27 protein-coding genes are annotated in these 17593 nt (G+C 31.1%); 20 read left to right on the top strand and 7 right to left on the bottom strand.

Features of this window, described 5'->3' with window-relative positions; translation table 11 throughout:
• Window positions 1-27 precede the first annotated feature (27 nt).
• From ACU4C5_RS10465 to ACU4C5_RS10450, 4 genes are all read right to left on the bottom strand, one after another.
• Window positions 28-225 (bottom strand): hypothetical protein, encoded by a 198-nt coding sequence (locus ACU4C5_RS10465; RefSeq protein WP_446844159.1) that lies wholly within the window; start codon window positions 223-225, stop codon window positions 28-30.
• The gene (locus ACU4C5_RS10460; RefSeq protein ID WP_446844158.1) at window positions 226-666 is read right to left on the bottom strand and encodes a hypothetical protein; all 441 of its coding nucleotides are present in this window, start codon (window positions 664-666) and stop codon (window positions 226-228) included. It lies immediately after the preceding gene.
• A gap of 6 nt (window positions 667-672) precedes the next feature.
• Window positions 673-1068: a hypothetical protein gene (locus ACU4C5_RS10455; protein WP_446844157.1), complete on the bottom strand. Its 396-nt coding sequence runs from the start codon at window positions 1066-1068 to the stop codon at window positions 673-675.
• 120 nt (window positions 1069-1188) lie between these two features.
• Complete coding sequence (locus ACU4C5_RS10450) at window positions 1189-1347, bottom strand: hypothetical protein (protein WP_446844156.1); 159 nt, start codon at window positions 1345-1347, stop codon at window positions 1189-1191.
• Window positions 1348-1687: 340 nt separating this feature from the next.
• On the opposite strand from ACU4C5_RS10450, the gene ACU4C5_RS10445 reads away from it, so the two are divergent.
• A complete protein-coding gene (locus tag ACU4C5_RS10445; RefSeq protein ID WP_446844155.1) occupies window positions 1688-2428 on the top strand; it encodes a hypothetical protein in 741 nt (246 codons plus the stop codon).
• A gap of 25 nt (window positions 2429-2453) precedes the next feature.
• On the opposite strand, the gene ACU4C5_RS10440 is transcribed toward ACU4C5_RS10445, so the two are convergent.
• Window positions 2454-3149 carry an LrgB family protein gene (locus tag ACU4C5_RS10440; RefSeq protein ID WP_446844154.1) on the bottom strand — a complete coding sequence of 232 codons (696 nt, stop codon included), beginning with the start codon at window positions 3147-3149 and terminating at the stop codon, window positions 2454-2456.
• A complete protein-coding gene (locus ACU4C5_RS10435) occupies window positions 3146-3511 on the bottom strand; it encodes a CidA/LrgA family protein (RefSeq protein WP_446844153.1) in 366 nt (121 codons plus the stop codon). The genes ACU4C5_RS10440 and ACU4C5_RS10435 overlap by 4 nt, the downstream gene beginning before the upstream one ends.
• Before the next feature lie 272 nt (window positions 3512-3783).
• On the opposite strand from ACU4C5_RS10435, the gene ACU4C5_RS10430 reads away from it, so the two are divergent.
• From ACU4C5_RS10430 to ACU4C5_RS10340, 19 genes are all read left to right on the top strand, one after another.
• The gene (locus ACU4C5_RS10430; RefSeq protein WP_446844152.1) at window positions 3784-4380 is read left to right on the top strand and encodes a DUF6134 family protein; all 597 of its coding nucleotides are present in this window, start codon (window positions 3784-3786) and stop codon (window positions 4378-4380) included.
• A gap of 61 nt (window positions 4381-4441) precedes the next feature.
• Window positions 4442-5209 (top strand): patatin-like phospholipase family protein, encoded by a 768-nt coding sequence (locus ACU4C5_RS10425; RefSeq protein ID WP_446844151.1) that lies wholly within the window; start codon window positions 4442-4444, stop codon window positions 5207-5209.
• Window positions 5210-5247: 38 nt separating this feature from the next.
• Complete coding sequence (locus ACU4C5_RS10420; RefSeq protein WP_446844150.1) at window positions 5248-5637, top strand: hypothetical protein; 390 nt, start codon at window positions 5248-5250, stop codon at window positions 5635-5637.
• 256 nt (window positions 5638-5893) lie between these two features.
• On the top strand, window positions 5894-6901 hold the full coding sequence (locus tag ACU4C5_RS10415) for an AI-2E family transporter (RefSeq protein ID WP_446844149.1): 1008 nt from the start codon (window positions 5894-5896) through the stop codon (window positions 6899-6901).
• A 135-nt stretch (window positions 6902-7036) separates the two neighbouring features.
• Window positions 7037-7678: an NADPH-dependent F420 reductase gene (locus tag ACU4C5_RS10410; RefSeq protein WP_446844148.1), complete on the top strand. Its 642-nt coding sequence runs from the start codon at window positions 7037-7039 to the stop codon at window positions 7676-7678.
• Between the two features lie 46 nt (window positions 7679-7724).
• Window positions 7725-8024: a hypothetical protein gene (locus ACU4C5_RS10405; RefSeq protein WP_446844147.1), complete on the top strand. Its 300-nt coding sequence runs from the start codon at window positions 7725-7727 to the stop codon at window positions 8022-8024.
• A 128-nt stretch (window positions 8025-8152) separates the two neighbouring features.
• On the top strand, window positions 8153-8482 hold the full coding sequence (locus ACU4C5_RS10400) for a YtxH domain-containing protein (protein ID WP_446844146.1): 330 nt from the start codon (window positions 8153-8155) through the stop codon (window positions 8480-8482).
• A complete protein-coding gene (locus ACU4C5_RS10395) occupies window positions 8483-8833 on the top strand; it encodes a hypothetical protein (RefSeq protein WP_446844145.1) in 351 nt (116 codons plus the stop codon).
• Window positions 8830-9036, top strand: coding sequence for a DUF6327 family protein (locus ACU4C5_RS10390; RefSeq protein WP_446844144.1), 207 nt, complete (start codon window positions 8830-8832; stop codon window positions 9034-9036). Before ACU4C5_RS10395 ends, ACU4C5_RS10390 begins: the two co-directional genes overlap by 4 nt.
• 268 nt (window positions 9037-9304) lie before the next feature.
• Complete coding sequence (locus ACU4C5_RS10385; protein WP_446844143.1) at window positions 9305-9754, top strand: ferritin-like domain-containing protein; 450 nt, start codon at window positions 9305-9307, stop codon at window positions 9752-9754.
• A 202-nt stretch (window positions 9755-9956) separates the two neighbouring features.
• Window positions 9957-10118: a DUF1328 family protein gene (locus ACU4C5_RS10380; protein WP_446844142.1), complete on the top strand. Its 162-nt coding sequence runs from the start codon at window positions 9957-9959 to the stop codon at window positions 10116-10118.
• 69 nt (window positions 10119-10187) lie between these two features.
• The gene (locus ACU4C5_RS10375) at window positions 10188-10379 is read left to right on the top strand and encodes a hypothetical protein (protein ID WP_446844141.1); all 192 of its coding nucleotides are present in this window, start codon (window positions 10188-10190) and stop codon (window positions 10377-10379) included.
• A gap of 69 nt (window positions 10380-10448) precedes the next feature.
• Window positions 10449-10793, top strand: coding sequence for a hypothetical protein (locus ACU4C5_RS10370; RefSeq protein ID WP_446844140.1), 345 nt, complete (start codon window positions 10449-10451; stop codon window positions 10791-10793).
• A gap of 240 nt (window positions 10794-11033) precedes the next feature.
• Window positions 11034-11576, top strand: coding sequence for a helix-turn-helix domain-containing protein (locus ACU4C5_RS10365; RefSeq protein WP_446844139.1), 543 nt, complete (start codon window positions 11034-11036; stop codon window positions 11574-11576).
• A gap of 24 nt (window positions 11577-11600) precedes the next feature.
• Window positions 11601-12047: a response regulator gene (locus ACU4C5_RS10360; RefSeq protein ID WP_446844138.1), complete on the top strand. Its 447-nt coding sequence runs from the start codon at window positions 11601-11603 to the stop codon at window positions 12045-12047.
• 143 nt (window positions 12048-12190) lie between these two features.
• Window positions 12191-14746 (top strand): PAS domain-containing sensor histidine kinase, encoded by a 2556-nt coding sequence (locus ACU4C5_RS10355; RefSeq protein WP_446844137.1) that lies wholly within the window; start codon window positions 12191-12193, stop codon window positions 14744-14746.
• Window positions 14747-14945: 199 nt separating this feature from the next.
• Window positions 14946-15092, top strand: a complete 147-nt coding sequence (locus ACU4C5_RS10350) for a hypothetical protein (protein WP_446844136.1) — start codon at window positions 14946-14948, stop codon at window positions 15090-15092.
• A gap of 19 nt (window positions 15093-15111) precedes the next feature.
• Complete coding sequence (locus tag ACU4C5_RS10345) at window positions 15112-15258, top strand: DUF5670 family protein (RefSeq protein WP_446844135.1); 147 nt, start codon at window positions 15112-15114, stop codon at window positions 15256-15258.
• A 20-nt stretch (window positions 15259-15278) separates the two neighbouring features.
• Window positions 15279-16310: a helix-turn-helix domain-containing protein gene (locus tag ACU4C5_RS10340; RefSeq protein WP_446844134.1), complete on the top strand. Its 1032-nt coding sequence runs from the start codon at window positions 15279-15281 to the stop codon at window positions 16308-16310.
• Window positions 16311-16466: 156 nt separating this feature from the next.
• On the opposite strand, the gene ACU4C5_RS10335 is transcribed toward ACU4C5_RS10340, so the two are convergent.
• Entirely contained in the window at window positions 16467-17585 is a 1119-nt protein-coding gene (locus ACU4C5_RS10335) for a DUF748 domain-containing protein (protein WP_446844133.1), read from the bottom strand.
• Window positions 17586-17593 lie beyond the last annotated feature (8 nt).

Here is a 17593-nt window from a genome sequence, read left to right as displayed (position 1 = left end):
AATTCCTCTTTCATAAAGACTAGCAAACTAAGACGCTTTATCCCAATTTATTTTAGCCTTTATACAGTGTACCCAAATCATAGCTATAATAGGGAAGAAAAAACCTCCAAACCCCCAAGCTGTACTATTACGTTTTAACTTTTTAGCTTTATCTGAGCATACAACAGCTCCAATTATTCTTAGTGCAAAACCAACAATATAAATAATCCCTTCTGATCCATCCATTTATTTAAATTTTAAATTTAATTCATTTTCTGCTCTTAATTTCAATTCCTGAAGCTTCTTATAATCTCTTTTATGATTTGATATCTCTTGAAATATCTCTTGAGCATTCTCATTTTTATCTGTACCTATAAATCTATCAGGATGACATGTTTTACTTAATTGTTTATACAAACTTTTAGATAAATTTATATTATCCATTAAATCTCCCATATTAACACCTGAATTTATAGATTCCTTTTTAAGTTTTTTCTTGTCAATATCAGAAAACTCTAAATCTTTATTATTTCTCACACTTATTTTAAAAATAAAAAAGAGTAGCACTACAATTATTAATAACTCTAAAACAGCTATGATGCCTAGGGTAAAGTAGTCAATCCCCAAAATAGAGACTGATGCGTTAAGAACTTCCTCTGTAACTTTTTTTATATACAAACTGCTCATAATTTATTAATTCAAATGTCCTCCAATATTTGCAAAATCTCTTAAAGGCCATTTCAAACCTATATTTCCACCTTTAGAATGAACTTCTAAAGTATCCCATCCCAATGAAATCAGACTCCTTACAAGAACCTCATTGTCCAAAATAATTCGAGCTATTTCAATTAATTCGTGACGCTCTAATGGTTTTCCTGAAAGAGATTTTATACGAAAACCTCCTGACATCCATTTAGAAAAAGCATGTCTATAATTACTTTCACCACGTGTAATTTTAGCCTCTAAAAGTGTCGAAGCTCCTCCACTAATAAAAGCTAGTTTTGCTGATTTATTAAAATCTTTAACCAACCGATAACGATCATAAGCCTCTCCAAACCAATCTGAAATTCTAACTATTTTATACCACATATTTTATACTATATTTCCCCAAATCTACCCCCTATAAAAACAACATCCTTACGGTTTTCCGTAATCCATAAAAAAAAGAGGAATAAATGCTTTTTAAACATCTATCCCTCTACATATAAATTAACCACCAATAGTATCTGTAGGTATTGGTGGTGGTATTTCACCGCCTTCGCCGCAACAGGATTGAGGTGCCATAGGGTCTACAATCCTTTCTGGAGTACAGGCAAAAAATGTGATATAAAAAAATGCAAGAATTAATATAATAGTTATTTTTTTCATGTTGATAAACTTTAAAATTGGACAATAGTATTCCTGTTCGATATTTTTTCGAAACCATTCTAATAAGAGAATACCGTTATAATCAAATGAGGATTATTCCTCTTTGGGAAGTTTAAAGCGCAGTAGTAAAAAAAAGGAGTACTTCCCGATACTAGTCCTAATTACTAGGCAACTTTTATATGAAATTGAAATCTGTAAACCTCATTACACCTAAGGCGGTTATCAATTCTATGCAAATGAAAAAATATTAAATCATAACTATTGGAAATGAATTGGAAATGGTTTGGAAAAATTTCGGAAATTTGTAAGAAACGCATATACACTCATAAAAATCAACATCATGCATAAAAAGCTAATTATAGATGCTTTTAAAAAAACCAAAGTATTAGAAGAGAAAAAAGGCATAAAAAAACCTTCAAAAAGCCACATAGCAAATACGATATCTGATTACTTTGAAAACGAAATACGCGTTGTACTAGGAAGCAGAAGTTTGATAAATTATTACAACGAAGCTATCGCACTGACTCATGAAAATGAAGATATAAAAATTGCTCAAGGAGATGTTATAAACGGACTTTGTAAATACTTAGGTTATGAAGATTATCAACACTTTAATGAAGACATAAAAAAGATAGAGATTGCACCTAACAACATCGTGGTAACACAAAAAATAAAACCTATAACTAAAAACGTTCTAAAATCTAATAAAATAGCACTTCTAGGAGCCTTTATCTTATTAATAATTAGTATCATTTTCATTAGCTACACATTAAAAGACACGACGAGATGGATGGTTTGGAATAATGATCATTATCAAGAAGTCGAATTTAATATTGAAAAATATAACATCAACCAACTTAAAATTTATAACGAAGAACGCATTAAACATTTTAAAAAAGTAACAGCGACATGTAGTACTAGTTTTTTCTCTAAAAAGAAAATCACAAAAATATGGTACGGAAAAAATGAAAATAAAAAGTATGAATATTTTTCTGCTCTTGGCTTACATCCTGAAACAGGAAAAACACTTAAACCAATTACAAAATATATTATTAATAAATACGTCTGCAATGAATATTAAATGTACTTTCTCACCCCCACCTCAACTAAATAAATCCTAAAACAGACAAAATAATAGGTGCAAGAATGGCCGTAAATAAACCATTTAAAATAAGTCCCATACTTGAATAGGCTCCAAAACGCCCGCTTATCGCCATCGCTTCAGCAGTACCAATCCCATGACTTGCAGTACCCATAGAAAGACTTTTAGAAATTGGATTTTTCACTTTAAAGATTTGTAATATTTTAAACCCTGTTATCGATCCAAATATCCCTACAATAATAACCATTGATGCCGTAAGAGACGGAATCCCTCCTACCGCCGTTGAAATATCTATCGCCAAGGGAGTCGTCACCGATTTTGGTGCAATTGAAAGAATCACCACATCTGAAGCGCCCAACCATTTAGCAATCAAAACTCCTGAAATTATCCCAACCGCAGAACCTACTAATTGCGAAACAAGAATAGGAATCATCTGCTTCTTAATTTTACTTAACTGAAGATATAACGGCACCCCAAGTGCTACAATAGAAGGCTTTAAAAAAAACTCAATATATATCCCTGCTTTATGATAGGTTTCATAAGAAATACCCGTTAATTTTAAAACAGCTATAACAGTAACTATCGTAATTAATATAGGATTTAAGAGTACTAAATTGGTTTTATTTTGAAGAGACTTTGCCAACCAATAAACGCCCACAGTAATACTTAATAAGACGTAAGGTTCAGAAATCAATTTCATTTGTTTCCTTTTTTAAATGTCTTAGATTTTATGTTTCGCAATAACTGGTGTGTAAAACTTGTACTTATCAATACTAAAACCGTACTCACAAAAATAGAGACTAATATGGGAACTAATTCTTTTGAAATAATATCAAAATAACACATAACAGCTACTCCCGGAGGAATAAAAAAGAATACCATATGATCTAAAAGAAAATCAGCAATACCCTGTACCCAAGTAATTTTAATAACCTTAAACTGCAGTCCCGCTATTAATAATAACATCCCAATAATGCTGGACGGTATTTTTATACCCGTAAAATAAACAATGCTCTCTCCCAAAGCAAGACATATAAGTATGATGAATAATTGTCTAATCATAATTTTGTGTTTTTACTATACAAAAGTAATATTCTATACGCACATACAACTAGTAATAAGTATTAAACCAAGCTGTTTATTTTTTTTTTAAAAACATTCCATACATAAGCCATAGATACGCCGTAGATACTCCGTAGATGTCCCGTACATAGTCCGTACATAGTCCGTATGTAGTCCGTATGTAGTCCGTATGTAGTCCTTAGTCGCAAACACAATAAAATATTCTCTTTAAAATTTGTAAATTGCAATAACCAAACACTATTCTTATTTTTATGATACGATACCTAATAGGGATATTCTTTTTTATAAGTTTAACAAGTAACGCACAAACTCCCCAAGAAATAACTTTCCATATTATTCACAATAACAAAATTATAGGAGATTTAACAGCGACCAAAACCATTAAAGACACTACAACCTACTATAATAGCAGTACGAATATTAACACTAGAATTATAAAAAACATCCATGTAAATCATGAATACAATGTGGTTTTTAATAAGGGGGTACTCTCAAGTGCAAATGTTAACATTAGGGTTAATGATAAACAGAATGCAAAAACAATCACCACTCGCAAAAACAACAGCTACCAAATTATAAAAAACGGAAAGTACGAAACCCCAATAAACACCAGCATAAACTATGCTACCGTTCAACTTTATTTTGAAGAACCTATACATGTAAGTCAATGTTATTCTGAACAAAACGGAGATTTTAACAGCATAATAGCCATAGGAAATCATACCTATAAAAAAGTGAATGCAAAAAATAACGAAAACCTTTATTACTACAACAAAGGAGAACTCACAAAAGCTGTAATTGATGGCGGACTCATTACATTTCAATTTATAAGAAAAAGCAACCCATAATAATTCACTATTTTAATAGCTAACTTACTACATTTGTATGGTAAACTAATGTAACGTAAACATGAATATCGGATTAGTACTTTCTGGAGGTGGTGCGCGTGGTGCCGCTCATATTGGAGTTATAAAAGCTTTAGAAGAACATAACATTACACCAACTCATATTTCGGGGACAAGCTCTGGTGCTATAATTGGAGCATTATATGCGGCAGGTGTTGACTGGGTTGAAATGCTTCACTTTTTTAAAAATGTATCCATATTTCAAACGTCTAGATACGCGCGTAATAAACCTGGTTTTATAAATTCAGATAAATTTTACAACGATCTCAAAGCATACCTTCCTATTGATAATTTTGAAGCGCTACAAAAACCATTATTTATAACCGCAGCAAATGTTATTGATGGGTCTTTAAAAATTTTCAACCAAGGCGAACTCATAAAACCTATTATCGCTTCAGCCTCGTTTCCTGGAGTTTTTACACCTACAGAAATTGACGGACAATTTTATATTGATGGGGGAACCATAAATAATTTCCCTGTAGAACCACTACAAAAAGACTGCGACAGGATTATAGGCGTTTACGTAAATAGCTTAAAGAAAATTAGCATTAAAGATCTTAAACATTCCTATAGCGTTGTTGAAAGAGCTTATAAAATTAAAATTGCTTCAGAAGCAATGCTGAAATTTCAACATTGTGATATGGTAATTTCCCCAGAAGACATCTTAAATTACGGGACGTTTGATATGACTAAAATTGATGCTATTTTCAACTTAGGATACACCACAACACTAAAACTATTAGAAACTGATCAACAGCTCTTCGCTAAATAATCTAGTTGGCGACAATATATGAACGAAACGCAAAACAAATGAAAAACATAATACTTCTAACCATATTACTGACTTTCACGTCTCAAGTTAAAGCTCAAAATTATGATTTACCGCCAGATCCAAAAAAAGGAAAATGCTATGAAAAGTGTTTTTATTATGAAAAGGAAATTGAATGGAAAGAAATTGATTGCAACAAAATAAAAAAACAGAATCCAGAAAAAACTGAGGAGGAGTTGATGAAATATGAGCAAACAAAAATTAAAATGGAAAAGTATCAAGAAAAGTTAAAAGCTCTTGGTTATAAAATTGATATAACTGGAATCGTTGACAATAAAACAATTCTTGCGCATCATAAATATTTAAAAAAGAAAAAAAAAGCTGAGAGAAAAAAACGCAGAATTGAAAAGAGAAAAGCAAAATCTGAATAAAATACTGCTGCCAACAAAACATAAATTTATTGCTGGCTTCTCGCGGACTCACGAAAATTCCGCTTGAATTTATTACCTGTGATTTATTGCTTAATCAACCATACACAATTCCTTTATTTTACCTAAAAAATGACCGCTTTAAAATTTAGTTGTTTCTAAAAGCGTTAATTTTTTAATGGATATCGCTAATGTACTTTGCTGTAAATATGCATTTTTATTAAAACGAAAACACTTCCGTTTTTTTAAACCTGTAACAATGAAATCTATTAGTCCACAAATTATCAGACAACTTTTTGTACTGCTTCTCATAATCCTTATGGGAGGTCTTATATTCAAAGAAACCCTCCCTTATCTAGGTGGTATTCTTGGTGCAATTACTATTTATGTAATTCTACTAAACCCCATGAAAAAGCTTGTAAAAAAAGGATGGCCGCCTAATCTAGCAGCGCTGTTTTTAATGGTAGCGTCATTTTTATGTATTATGATACCTCTAGTTGGATTAGGGATTATGATGGGACGTAAAATAGAATACGTTGTAGATAATTCAAAAGAAGTTATTAATGCAGGAAAAGAACAATTAGAGAAAATATCGTCTTATTTTAATATAAATATAGCTTCAGAAATTGATACCGGAGCAATGAGTTCTTGGTTATCTGATAAACTTCAAAGTTTTGCCGGAGGAACTTTCAATATGATCATTTCGGTCACAATAATGTACTTCCTCTTGTTTTTCATGCTTACTAACAGACAAAAACTAAAAGAAGCATTATACCAATACATTCCTATTAAAGATGATAGCCTGCATATTATTAGCAAAGAAACGAATGCTAATGTAAAAGCGAATGCTTTTGGTATTCCCTTAGTAGCCGTAGGACAAGGTATAGTGAGTCTAATTGGTTTTCTAATCTTTGGAGTTTCCGACCCCTTCTTTTGGGCAGCAATTGTAACAATTGGCTCTATGATTCCTTTTATAGGAAGTGCGCTAGGTACTGTTCCTGTATTTTTATTAGCCTTATCTAATGGCGACAACTTTCAAGCATGGGGAATTTTAATATACGCGCTTCTAGCTATTGGAGCTACCGATAACATCTTTAGATTATACATCTTAAAAAGACTTGATGATGTGCATCCCCTAATCACCTTAATAGGGGTTTTAGTAGGTGTGCCGCTATTCGGGTTTATAGGATTAATTTTTGGACCACTACTGGTCAGTTTATTCCTAATTATACTTCGAATTTATAAAAAACAATACGGAACAAGTTAAATCAGCAAGCATAGATAACGGATTGCATCAAAAAAGAACGGAAAACAGTTAATTTACATCGTAATCAAATTGTAATTTTGAGAGAGAAGACAAGTAAATCATTCTGTAATTTTTTTCAGAATAAAAAAAGCAATTATGACTATAGGAATAATAGGTAGCGGACATATTGGAGGGAATTTAGGAAAACATTGGGCTAAAGCTGGACATCAGATACTTTTTAGCTCAAGACATCCTAATGAATTAACGCCTCTTGTTAATGCCACAGGAAATCAAGCAAAAGCAGTAAATATTAATGAAGCTTTTGAGGCTAATGCCGATGTATATCTATTAGCTACACCATTTAAAGCAATAGATAATATTGCCGAACTTTGTGCGGGTACCTACACTAACAGTATAATTATAGATGCTACAAATCCATACCCTGAACGAGATGGTACGATGGCTCAAAATGTTAGAGAAGCGAATTATAATGCTTCCGAATATACAGCCATGAAGTTTAACACCGCACGTACTGCAAAAGCTTTTAACACCATAAGCTCTGAAGATTTAAAAGATTATGCCTTTAAAGTTGAAGATAAAATAGCCGTTCCTTTTGCGGCACAAGATCAAAAAAGCAAAGCTATAACACAAACATTGATTGAGGATATTGGTTTTGATGCCGTATGTGTAGGAAACCTTAGCGACTCCAAAATAATGGATCCTGAAGAAGAAATCTATGGCATGTCGGTTTCAAAAACAGAGCTTTTAAATGCTATTCATTCTCAAAAATCATTTTAAAGTTAACAGCTTTAAATAAGAGTATAACAATTAAAAACACACAATAATGAGTACAAAAAAGAAGACAACAGAAACACCTATTTATAATGCAAATATTACAGAAAAAGAACGCAATGCAATAGGTGAAAAAGGACTAAGAGCCGACTCTAAAGATGACAGATTACTATTAGATAGGAAAGAGCCTATCGATTTTCAAGGTAAAGATTTAGATGTCCCAGGACGCACAGAAAGCAAATGGCAACCTGAAAAAAGTATTACTGACGAAGAAAATACAATATATAGCTTAGGAGGAGAACATCACCAAGATTTAGAAGCTCCCGAACGCGCAAACAGTAATAAAAAATAGTGTTATCAACAAGGGCGCGTCATTAACTCAGTTAAAATTTTAAGCGTTTGCGTCAATACAAAACGCAAATAGACCCCACCTTTGTAAAAGACAAGAAAACAACATATTAATTTAAAAACAAGAACAACATGAATAATAACGGAAATACAGTTTTAGGCATATTAGCAGGAACAGCTATAGGAGCAACTTTAGGAATTCTTTTTGCGCCAGATAAAGGTTCGGAAACACGAAAAAAAATTGCAGAAAAAGCAGAATCAGCTAAAGATCAAATTACAGAAACAACTTTAGATCTTAGAGATAAAGCGGCAACAACAGTAGCTTCAAAAAGAGAAAGTTTAGATCATCAATTAGAGCATATTGTTTCTGACGTAAGTCATAAAACTGAAGATGTGATTACAACATTAGAAAAAAAATTATCAGAACTTAAAGCTAAAAATAAAAAACTTCAAAAATCATAAATGGGAATCATTGAAGCATTAGATACCACCAGCTCAAAAGCCGCAGAAACAGGAGAAGCGTATGTAAAAACAACAAAGAAATACTATGAATTAAAGGTGTTTCAACAGTTAGCAATACTCTCTACTTCTGTTTATAAATTGGCAATTTATGGAGTTCTCAGTACACTAGGACTTATTTTTATAGCCATAGCGGGAGCAACGGCAATAAGCGCCTACTTAGGAAGTACTGCTTTAGGCTACCTCTGTATTGCCCTACTCTTTTTTGTAGGTATAGGCGTGGCTTACGCCTTGAGAAAAAAACTTGAAAAGGCAGTCATAAAAAAACTCTCTAAAACTTATTTTGACTCATGAAAAAAAAACATTACAACTCCTTAAAGGAGATTCAATCAGAGCTTCACTTATTACAACTTCAACGTGAAATTCAATTAGAAGAGTTAAAATTAACACGTCATCAATTAAAAGATGACTTGAGTCCTGCCAACTGGATAAGTACCATTTTTAATGGCGTAAAAAAATATGGCTTATTAATGCTACTTCGAAAATTTATGAAATAAGCTCCCGCCAAACATAGGAGATTATCTTACACCAAAATACTATTTTAAAGACACCTGGCACTCATTTCCCGCTACAACTATTGTATGATTGAGCGCTATAAATTCAAAAAAGAACGTCCCCCTTCTTTATACTTTAAATACCTATTGAATGTGCTAAAATTAGAAGCATTTGAGTTAAAAATGCTATCCAATTCGCACTAAATTTGAATATGATATTATATGGGCTGTATCACAAAAGAAAGTCCACTAATTAAAATTTAATTAAACGATGAGTAATTACACTGAAACCATAAGCAACAAATTAAACAGCCTTTTAGAGCACACATATGATGCTGAAAAAGGATACCAAAAAGCCGCAGAACACACCGATCATAACATGCTAAAATCTTATTTTAACAGACGAAGCAAAGAACGTCATGATTTTGGACGACATCTAAAAAACGAAATTATTCAGTTTGGTGAAACCCCAGAAAAAAGTGGAAGTCTTACTGGAAGCGCACACCGAACATGGATGGATACAAAAGCTTTATTTTCTGTAAATACAGCAGAATCTATGCTAGAAGAATCCATTAGAGGAGAAAAAACAGCCGTAAAAGATTATGAAGAGGTTTTAAAAGACACGGCACTGCCGCCTATTACTGCGCAACTATTAACCCAACAAATGAATAGTATTAAATCAGACTTAAATACCATAAAATTTCTTGAAGACCTGAGTTAATACAATTTCAGTTTATATCATAAAAAAGGAGCCTAAAAGGGTCCTTTTTTTTTTTCAAAATCTATATTTAGCTATAAATAAAAATGTAAACGAGCTAATAATCAAATGGATTACGGCAATCTAACGCTATAAAAACAAGCATCTTTGTATAAAGGACGTTGATAAAGTATCAACCGAATTATAACCCTTAAAACAAAAAACTATGTTACGTTGGACAGTCACTTTTATAATATTAGCAATAATTGCAGGAATCTTTGGATTTGGAGGCATCGCAGCTGGTGCGGCAAGCATCGCTAAAGTGTTATTCTTTATTTTTATTGTGCTCTTTATTCTTTCTTTATTTACTGGAAAGAAAAAAATATAAACAAAACCTCCTTGTAAATAGAGATGCAAAGTCAATAACACAACCAATACTTATTAAAAAAATAATCTCATGAAAAAACCAATTTTATATTTAACATACATTTTATTATTCACCGGTTCCATGTCTTCATTCACTAGTTGCAGAGATCAAAAAACAACCTCTGAAAAAGTAGAAGAAAAAATGGAAGATGTTGGTGATGATATTGAAGAAGGCGCAGAAGAAATAGAAGATGAAATTGATGACGCGACAGATGATAATTAATAACATTAATGGGCTTTTTCTATAATAGAATAAGCCCTTTTTTTATTCACATAAAAACATACCAGAACAATGACGAACAAGAATTTAAAAAGTGAGAAAGAGTATATAAAAACCTATCAAGATAAAGGCTATACTAATAATTATATGATGGCCAATCAACAATTAATTAATACTAAAACAAAAACGCCATACAGCCCTATTGATATTTTTGTAGTAGCTAGTCATCGTTTTGAAGGCATGAGTAACCCTTCAGACATGTCTATCTTATATATTATTGAAACAAAAGCGGGAGATAAAGGCACTGTTTTAGCAAACTACAGTCCTACAAGCGATACAAGTACTGCCGAGTTTTTTAAAGCGATTCCTCAAAAGAACATCTCAGAAAAGGCTAATCTGCTAAATACCGAGAACTAATACAAACAGAAATACCCACTACTCACCTCCTACAGACCTTATTCCTTTTTTAAGCAACCTATAAAACACCCAACTTTTCTTTATATTTTAAGTGGCTTTTTAATAGGATGCTTTTTATTTGAGTACCCTTTAAAAAAATATATTCCTATTCATAAAAATACTATATTTATCGAAATATTTTTACACACAAAATGTGTGCTTATTGTAAAGACATAGTATCGTTGTAATTAGTTGCTTTTTATGATAATTAACATCAAATTTGATTATAATTTTATTTGTAAAACTATTTTACAAGAACAATTAGATGCCTTAAAACTAGATTACACCCTTAATAATTTAGGGGAAATTGAGTTTAATAAAACACCTACAGCAGTAGAGATTGCGCAAGTAAAAACGGCTTTTAACAACTATGGCATTGAAATTTTAGCCAATCCCCAAAATATATTAGTACAACGCATAAAAGACCTTATTACCGCATTTATAAATGACTCTGAGATCTCAAGTAAATATAATGTATCTAATTATTTATCAGATAAGTTAAATTATTCTTACGCACATTTATCTGCTGTATTCTCAGAAATCACACATTCATCTATAGAGAATTTTATCATTCTTAAAAAGATTGACCTAGCCAAAACCCTTATTATTCATAAAAATTTTACTTTAACAGAAATTGCTCACAAACTCAATTATAGTAGTGTGGCACATTTATCATCACAGTTTAAAAAAACAACTGGATTAACACCTTCTGCGTTTCAACGTATCATAAAAAAACGAGATTAAATTGAATAATAAAAACATAAAACTATGCCTTTAAACATTATGAATGTAGTTTTAGCCGATGATGATGCGGATGACCGATTATTATTTGAAGAGGCTATTTCTGAAATTGACGTAAAAACAAACCTCTCATTATTTAATGATGGAAAAACACTTATGGACCATTTAAATTTACCTGAAACCATTTTACCAGAAATTGTTTTTTTAGATTTAAATATGCCTATTAAAAATGGAATGCAGTGCTTAAAAGAAATTCGTGACAACGAAAAACTTAAAGAATTATGTGTTGCCATATACTCTACATCATCATCTGAAGAAGATATTGAAAACACTTTTGTAAACGGTGCTAATGTATATATTAGTAAACCAAATAGTTATTCGGCCTTAAAAAAAGCTATTGATAAAGTCATAAAAATGAATTGGCAATATCATACCTCAGCTTTAAATAAAGATAACTTTTTATTACGTTTATAATTATAGGTTAATATTTATATGACCTCAATCGCTAGATTTTTTAACGCAATCCATTCGCCAACATATCAATAGTAAATTTTAAAAAATAGTTTCATTACATTAGCAAGACTATCATCCGTAAACACAAAAAAACCAATTAAAACGTGGTTAAATCATACAAAATATTTATTGTCCTTCTTATTTTATCTATTTCAATGCTTATTTACTTAGGTAGTAATAGCTATAAGCAAATTACAAATTTAGAAAAAACAGCAGAAATGGTAATGCATAGAATGCGTGTAGAAACAGAGATTAATAACCTATTTTCTCAATACGCAATGATGTCTAATAAAGTGTTTGAAAACATATTATTAAATAAGCCTGCCGAACCACACTTGCTAAACACTCAAAAAGAAAACACCAAAAAAACGTTTGAGCAGCTTAGTGTTTTAATAAAAAATAATACCGAGCAACAAAACAACTTAAACGAGCTCTCCAAACTACAAGATACATTTTACAACACACTATATCAACTCAACACAAACACAAAAAAGGAGAAAAACGCATTAAATACCCTATCCCTTTTAACGCGTAAAATAGAGGTGATTAAAGTAGAAATGTTAAACTACGAAAACACATTATTAACTAAACGACAAGCACAGTTTTCGCAATCTCGCCAACTAAATCCAATCTTAATTTTGTTTTTAGGTATGTCTGCTGTATTAACGTTTATCATCTCTTTTTGGCAGATTAATAAACAGCGAAAAGCAAATAATAAAACCACAGCTTTTCTTGAAAGTGTTTTAAAAAATACAGAAAATGTAGTAAGCTATTACACTCCTATTAAAGATAGAAACAATACTATTATAGACTTTAAAGTGGTTTATGTAAATGAAAATATTGAATCTATTTTAGAAACACCTACAACAGATTTAAAAAACAAATTATTATCCGAAGTTATTCCTATTCTCTTTGAAAATGGCGTTTTTGAAGCTTTTGTGAACTGTTATGAAACAGGAAACCTACAATCTTTTGAAAAAGACAACAGCTTTAATGAGCAACACTTTAGATTTAAAACAAATGTTGTAAAATTAAATGATGGTGTTTTAGCAACAGCTATTGATATCACCGAAGAATACGCTATAAACAAAAACTTAGTTAGCACTAAAAACCAACTAGAAACTCAAAATCTTGCTTTATTAGATAACCGCGCTTTTTTAAGTAATATTTTTAAAAGCACTTCAAATATTGTAATGCATTTTAAATCTATTAGAAATAATCATGGCAAAATAATTGATTTTGAAACCCTATTTACAAACGACACTATTACTGATGCAACAGGTGATATTCTTGCAGAAATAAAACACAAAAAAGCTTCAGAATTATATCCTGCTTTTTTTCAGAATGGGGTATTTGAAAAAATGGTAACCTGTATTGAAGAAAGTCGTCAAATTGAATACGAAACGCAATATCACAAGAACGGAAAGAATATGTGGTTTAACGCTACAGCCATAAAACTAAATGATGGCGTTACCATAACTTCTAGAGATATTACGCTTGAAAAAAGTAGAGCAGAAAAGCTAAATGTATTAAATGGCGAACTTGAAATTCAGAATTCAATTTTTAAAGATGCAGAAAACGTAGCAGATATTGGAAGTTATATTTGGTATCTAGACACCGGTTCAGCAATTATATCAGATAATTTTTACCGCATTTTAGGGTATACTCCAAATGAATTTGAGGTCACTTTTAATAGCTATCGCGAATTTGTACATCCAGATGATTTAGAACATTATAATCAACTAGGTATGGATACCGTTGCACACGGAAAATCGAGTATCCATACGTACCGCGTTATCACAAAAAACGGAGATATAAAACACCTTTATGTTAATGGCCGTACTGTTGAAAAAAATGGTAAAGCAGCTTCTGTAGGTGTTATACAAGACATTACAAATCGGGTAAAAACAGAAGAAAAACTTAGAACACGTAATTTAGAATTAAAACGATCAAACGCAGAACTAGAGTCTTTTAATCGTGTAGCAAGTCATGATTTACAAGAACCTATGCGAAAAATACAAATGTTTGTATCAAGACTCTCGGAAGGTGAATTAGATAGACTTTCAGAAAAAGGCCGCATGTATTTTGATAAAATTGATAGTTCGGCAAACAGAATGCAGACACTTATAAAGTACCTACTTGCCTACTCCCGAATTAATCGTACAAAAAAAGATTTTGTAAAAACAGCATTAAATGATGTCCTAATAAAAGTGCTCGATGATTTAGAGGAACGTATAGAAGAATCGGGGGTGGTAATAACAGCTGATACGTTACCAATCTTAAAAGTTATTCCATTTCAAATGGAACAATTATTCACCAATTTAATTTCAAATGCTATTAAGTATCGTAGCACAACTGCACCTTCAAAGATTAATATTACTTGCGAAAAAATATCTAGAAATAAGATCACTGAAGTGTTTGATAAGAAGCGAAAAAACTACTATAAAATAGCTGTAATAGATAACGGTATTGGCTTTGATCAAGAAAATGCTAAAAAAATATTTGGCCTTTTTGCGCGTTTGCATCAAAAAGAAGAATATTCTGGAACAGGAATTGGTTTAGCCATTTGCAAAAAAATAGCGGTAAACCATAAAGGCCATATTGTAGCACAAAGTGAACCACAAAAAGGAGCTACTTTTTGTGTGTATTTACCTGCTTAAATCAATTTACATTCTTAAAAGGCTATAAAATATCTTTCCATAGATGTTATAAAAACATACTAAAACCTGCCAAAAACAAAGGTTTTCACCCCATAATAACCCATTTCCAATAATTTTACAACATAATACTCAAATTATGTAACAGAAAAGGTGTGTGTATTTCTGAACTTTGTAACAACCTAAAAAACAGCAAAAAATTATGAAAAAACACACATCTCAAAGTCTAACAAATTCAAGAGTAGGTAGAAAATGGTCTAAAAAAACTACAGAAAACACACAAACCAAAAGCGTAAACACATCTATAATGAGTGCTAATAAACGTAACAAACAAGTACTTGTTTCCTAAGTTTTTAAAAAATTATAGTATGTCTAAAATATTAACTGTATTAGCTTTCTTTTTATTAGGAATTTGGGCTGTTAGTTTTTTCATCTATGATTTATCATTTATCGCACACCTATTTTTAGTATTAGCAACTTTAGCATTCATCATAAAAGTTCTCAAAGAAAAATAATCCCCCTAAAAAACATCATTATGAAACTTATAGATCTTAAAACAAATAATTTAGCAGACACTTTTAATCAATTTCAAAAAGATTTAGGTGGTCACCTAGATACAAAACATAAAGCGTTTGTTTTAAAACTAGATAATGATAGTGCAAAGGGAGAAATAAAAGGCGTATCTGTAAATGATAACATCTCTTTTTTAGAGTATAATATCACTTTTGAATGCGACACCGTAATTATTAGAAACACCCCAAAAACAAACCCGATTTACTTTTTATATTGTGCTGAAGGGCAAATGAGCCATGGTTTTGGATTGCACAGTAAACAGCGTTCTTTAAATCAGTTTCAAACTGGAATTTTTGCCAGCGATCCTCATAAAACAAGTTGTTTCTTTTTTAGAAAAGGACAAACAATAAGATTCTCAAATATTAGTTTTGACACACAAGCTAATAAAGAAGAAGACCCAACTATTGATTTATTACAAACGCAACTTCTAAAAACTTTTATGCCAAAAGGTGATAAAGATATATTCGCTTATATTGGATCTTATAACTTAAAGATTGCTGAAAAAATTCAACAATTAGAAGCTATCAAACAAAAAGGAATTGTAAGACAATTACTAACCAATGGTATTGTACAGATGATTTTAGCTTTAGAAATTCAACAACACAAAGAAGATACTAAAAAAAGCATTAGTAATTCTGGGTCTTTAACAAGATCTGAAATGGATACAATTAGCGAGTTATCTAATTTTATAAAAAATTACCCCGAAATAAAATATACCTTAGCTTATTTAAGTAAAAAAGCAGGTATGTCTCCAGCAAAACTTCAAGAAGGTTTTAAGTTATTACACAACCGAACCGTATCTGATTTTATAAAACATACTCGAATTGAAACCGCAGAACACCTTTTAAAAACAACAGATTTAAATATTTCTGAGATTGTATATACGGTAGGTTTAACGAGTAGAAGTTATTTTTCTAAAATATTTAAAGAAAAATATAATTGTAGTCCTAAGCATTATCAAGAACACCAATATTCTACAGCTATTACAGCATAACGGCTACATCAATCCACAAAAAACCGCAATACTGCGGTTTTTTTGTGTCTAATTATTTTATCATTCTAACAACTAAATTCTACTAAAAAAATAACGATAAGAGTTTTTAGCTTATCGTTATTTTCTTTTTCAAGCAATTATTTATGATAAGCTTTATCATTCATTTTCTGAACTTTTTTCAGAACGATCTTCGCTTCCTTTTTCAGCATCTTCAAAAGTAACATCATTATCTATAACACCTTTAAAAGCTTCTATCCATCCATTTTTAAAGACATTAAAAAGACTAGGCCATATTTTAGATTCTACATTATTTAAATCTCCTGATAACGGCACCTTTGTAGCGAGAGTATTATTTCCTTTATTTTTAAGGACAAACTTAAAAAAGCCTACAAAACCTTCCCAAAGTGTATTTAAAAATCCGTCTTGTTCTGCACTTATTAATTTTGAATCTTTCAATAAAGGCTTAACGTATCCTGTTAAAAACCCATCGGCAATTGCAATTTCACTAAACACACTAAAATTCCCTTCAGCAAAATCTATTCCTGCATAATAATTAGTAAAATCATTTAATGCGTTTACATCGGCATCTTCTAATGCAAAAGACATATCCATATCTGGAATTTGTTTTACCAAGTCCATTTTCCCATTCAATGTTACGCGTCCTTGCCCAATAGAAACGGCTGTTCCTTTTATTTCTGAAGGCAATTCGCGATTGTTACTTACTACATTTCTTAAATTGGTAGCGGTAAGATTAATCTGGTTTAAATTTAAATCAATATTAGGATCTGCGGTAAGTTGTACAAATGCCGCTTTCCCGTCTATAATTTTAAGATTATTAATAGCAATTGGTACTAAATCGGTTAAAGCTTTCGTCCAATCATTAAAATCAGGATCTTCAGCTTCATTTTTTTGTTGATCTTCAAACACATAAATAAACTGTGGTCTAGTCAGGATAATTTCACTCACAACGCGTCCTTTAAATAACGATTTCCATTCTATAGAAATATCGGTTGTTTCTAATTTTATAAATGGCACTTCAGAACCGGCATCTATTTTATTTAAATACAAACCATCAATAACGTAAGCACCTCTTAATAGTGAAAGATCAATATCTGAAACCTGTCCATAATAGCCTGGGATATCTGCCAAAACACCATTTACATATTTTTTAACCGCAAAAGGAAGTAGTAATCTTACAACAACTAAAATTGTGATAATGATAATTGGAATTTTATAGCGCTTTTTATTTAAGCGTGTTTTTGTTTTATTTTGCATGCAATTTT

The sequence above is a fragment of the Lacinutrix undariae genome, from assembly GCF_052934785.1.
Note: the sequence above shows the minus strand (reverse complement) of the source record. Positions and strands in the feature narration are given on the sequence as shown.

Excerpts from the sequence above, each read along its gene's own strand:
- ACU4C5_RS10430 (WP_446844152.1), top strand. The coding sequence starts at position 3,784 with ATGATACGATACCTAATAGGGATATTCTTTTTTATAAGTTTAACAAGT.
- ACU4C5_RS10435 (WP_446844153.1), bottom strand. The coding sequence starts at position 3,511 with ATGATTAGACAATTATTCATCATACTTATATGTCTTGCTTTGGGAGAG.
- ACU4C5_RS10420 (WP_446844150.1), top strand. The coding sequence starts at position 5,248 with ATGAAAAACATAATACTTCTAACCATATTACTGACTTTCACGTCTCAA.
- ACU4C5_RS10385 (WP_446844143.1), top strand. The coding sequence starts at position 9,305 with ATGAGTAATTACACTGAAACCATAAGCAACAAATTAAACAGCCTTTTA.
- ACU4C5_RS10395 (WP_446844145.1), top strand. The coding sequence starts at position 8,483 with ATGGGAATCATTGAAGCATTAGATACCACCAGCTCAAAAGCCGCAGAA.
- ACU4C5_RS10350 (WP_446844136.1), top strand. The coding sequence starts at position 14,946 with ATGAAAAAACACACATCTCAAAGTCTAACAAATTCAAGAGTAGGTAGA.
- ACU4C5_RS10440 (WP_446844154.1), bottom strand. The coding sequence starts at position 3,149 with ATGAAATTGATTTCTGAACCTTACGTCTTATTAAGTATTACTGTGGGC.
- ACU4C5_RS10415 (WP_446844149.1), top strand. The coding sequence starts at position 5,894 with ATGAAATCTATTAGTCCACAAATTATCAGACAACTTTTTGTACTGCTT.
- ACU4C5_RS10360 (WP_446844138.1), top strand. The coding sequence starts at position 11,601 with ATGCCTTTAAACATTATGAATGTAGTTTTAGCCGATGATGATGCGGAT.
- ACU4C5_RS10370 (WP_446844140.1), top strand. The coding sequence starts at position 10,449 with ATGACGAACAAGAATTTAAAAAGTGAGAAAGAGTATATAAAAACCTAT.
- ACU4C5_RS10460 (WP_446844158.1), bottom strand. The coding sequence starts at position 666 with ATGAGCAGTTTGTATATAAAAAAAGTTACAGAGGAAGTTCTTAACGCA.
- ACU4C5_RS10375 (WP_446844141.1), top strand. The coding sequence starts at position 10,188 with ATGAAAAAACCAATTTTATATTTAACATACATTTTATTATTCACCGGT.
- ACU4C5_RS10465 (WP_446844159.1), bottom strand. The coding sequence starts at position 225 with ATGGATGGATCAGAAGGGATTATTTATATTGTTGGTTTTGCACTAAGA.
- ACU4C5_RS10335 (WP_446844133.1), bottom strand. The coding sequence starts at position 17,585 with ATGCAAAATAAAACAAAAACACGCTTAAATAAAAAGCGCTATAAAATT.
- ACU4C5_RS10345 (WP_446844135.1), top strand. The coding sequence starts at position 15,112 with ATGTCTAAAATATTAACTGTATTAGCTTTCTTTTTATTAGGAATTTGG.
- ACU4C5_RS10455 (WP_446844157.1), bottom strand. The coding sequence starts at position 1,068 with ATGTGGTATAAAATAGTTAGAATTTCAGATTGGTTTGGAGAGGCTTAT.
- ACU4C5_RS10410 (WP_446844148.1), top strand. The coding sequence starts at position 7,037 with ATGACTATAGGAATAATAGGTAGCGGACATATTGGAGGGAATTTAGGA.
- ACU4C5_RS10365 (WP_446844139.1), top strand. The coding sequence starts at position 11,034 with ATGATAATTAACATCAAATTTGATTATAATTTTATTTGTAAAACTATT.
- ACU4C5_RS10425 (WP_446844151.1), top strand. The coding sequence starts at position 4,442 with ATGAATATCGGATTAGTACTTTCTGGAGGTGGTGCGCGTGGTGCCGCT.
- ACU4C5_RS10340 (WP_446844134.1), top strand. The coding sequence starts at position 15,279 with ATGAAACTTATAGATCTTAAAACAAATAATTTAGCAGACACTTTTAAT.
- ACU4C5_RS10390 (WP_446844144.1), top strand. The coding sequence starts at position 8,830 with ATGAAAAAAAAACATTACAACTCCTTAAAGGAGATTCAATCAGAGCTT.
- ACU4C5_RS10405 (WP_446844147.1), top strand. The coding sequence starts at position 7,725 with ATGAGTACAAAAAAGAAGACAACAGAAACACCTATTTATAATGCAAAT.
- ACU4C5_RS10445 (WP_446844155.1), top strand. The coding sequence starts at position 1,688 with ATGCATAAAAAGCTAATTATAGATGCTTTTAAAAAAACCAAAGTATTA.
- ACU4C5_RS10400 (WP_446844146.1), top strand. The coding sequence starts at position 8,153 with ATGAATAATAACGGAAATACAGTTTTAGGCATATTAGCAGGAACAGCT.
- ACU4C5_RS10450 (WP_446844156.1), bottom strand. The coding sequence starts at position 1,347 with ATGAAAAAAATAACTATTATATTAATTCTTGCATTTTTTTATATCACA.
- ACU4C5_RS10380 (WP_446844142.1), top strand. The coding sequence starts at position 9,957 with ATGTTACGTTGGACAGTCACTTTTATAATATTAGCAATAATTGCAGGA.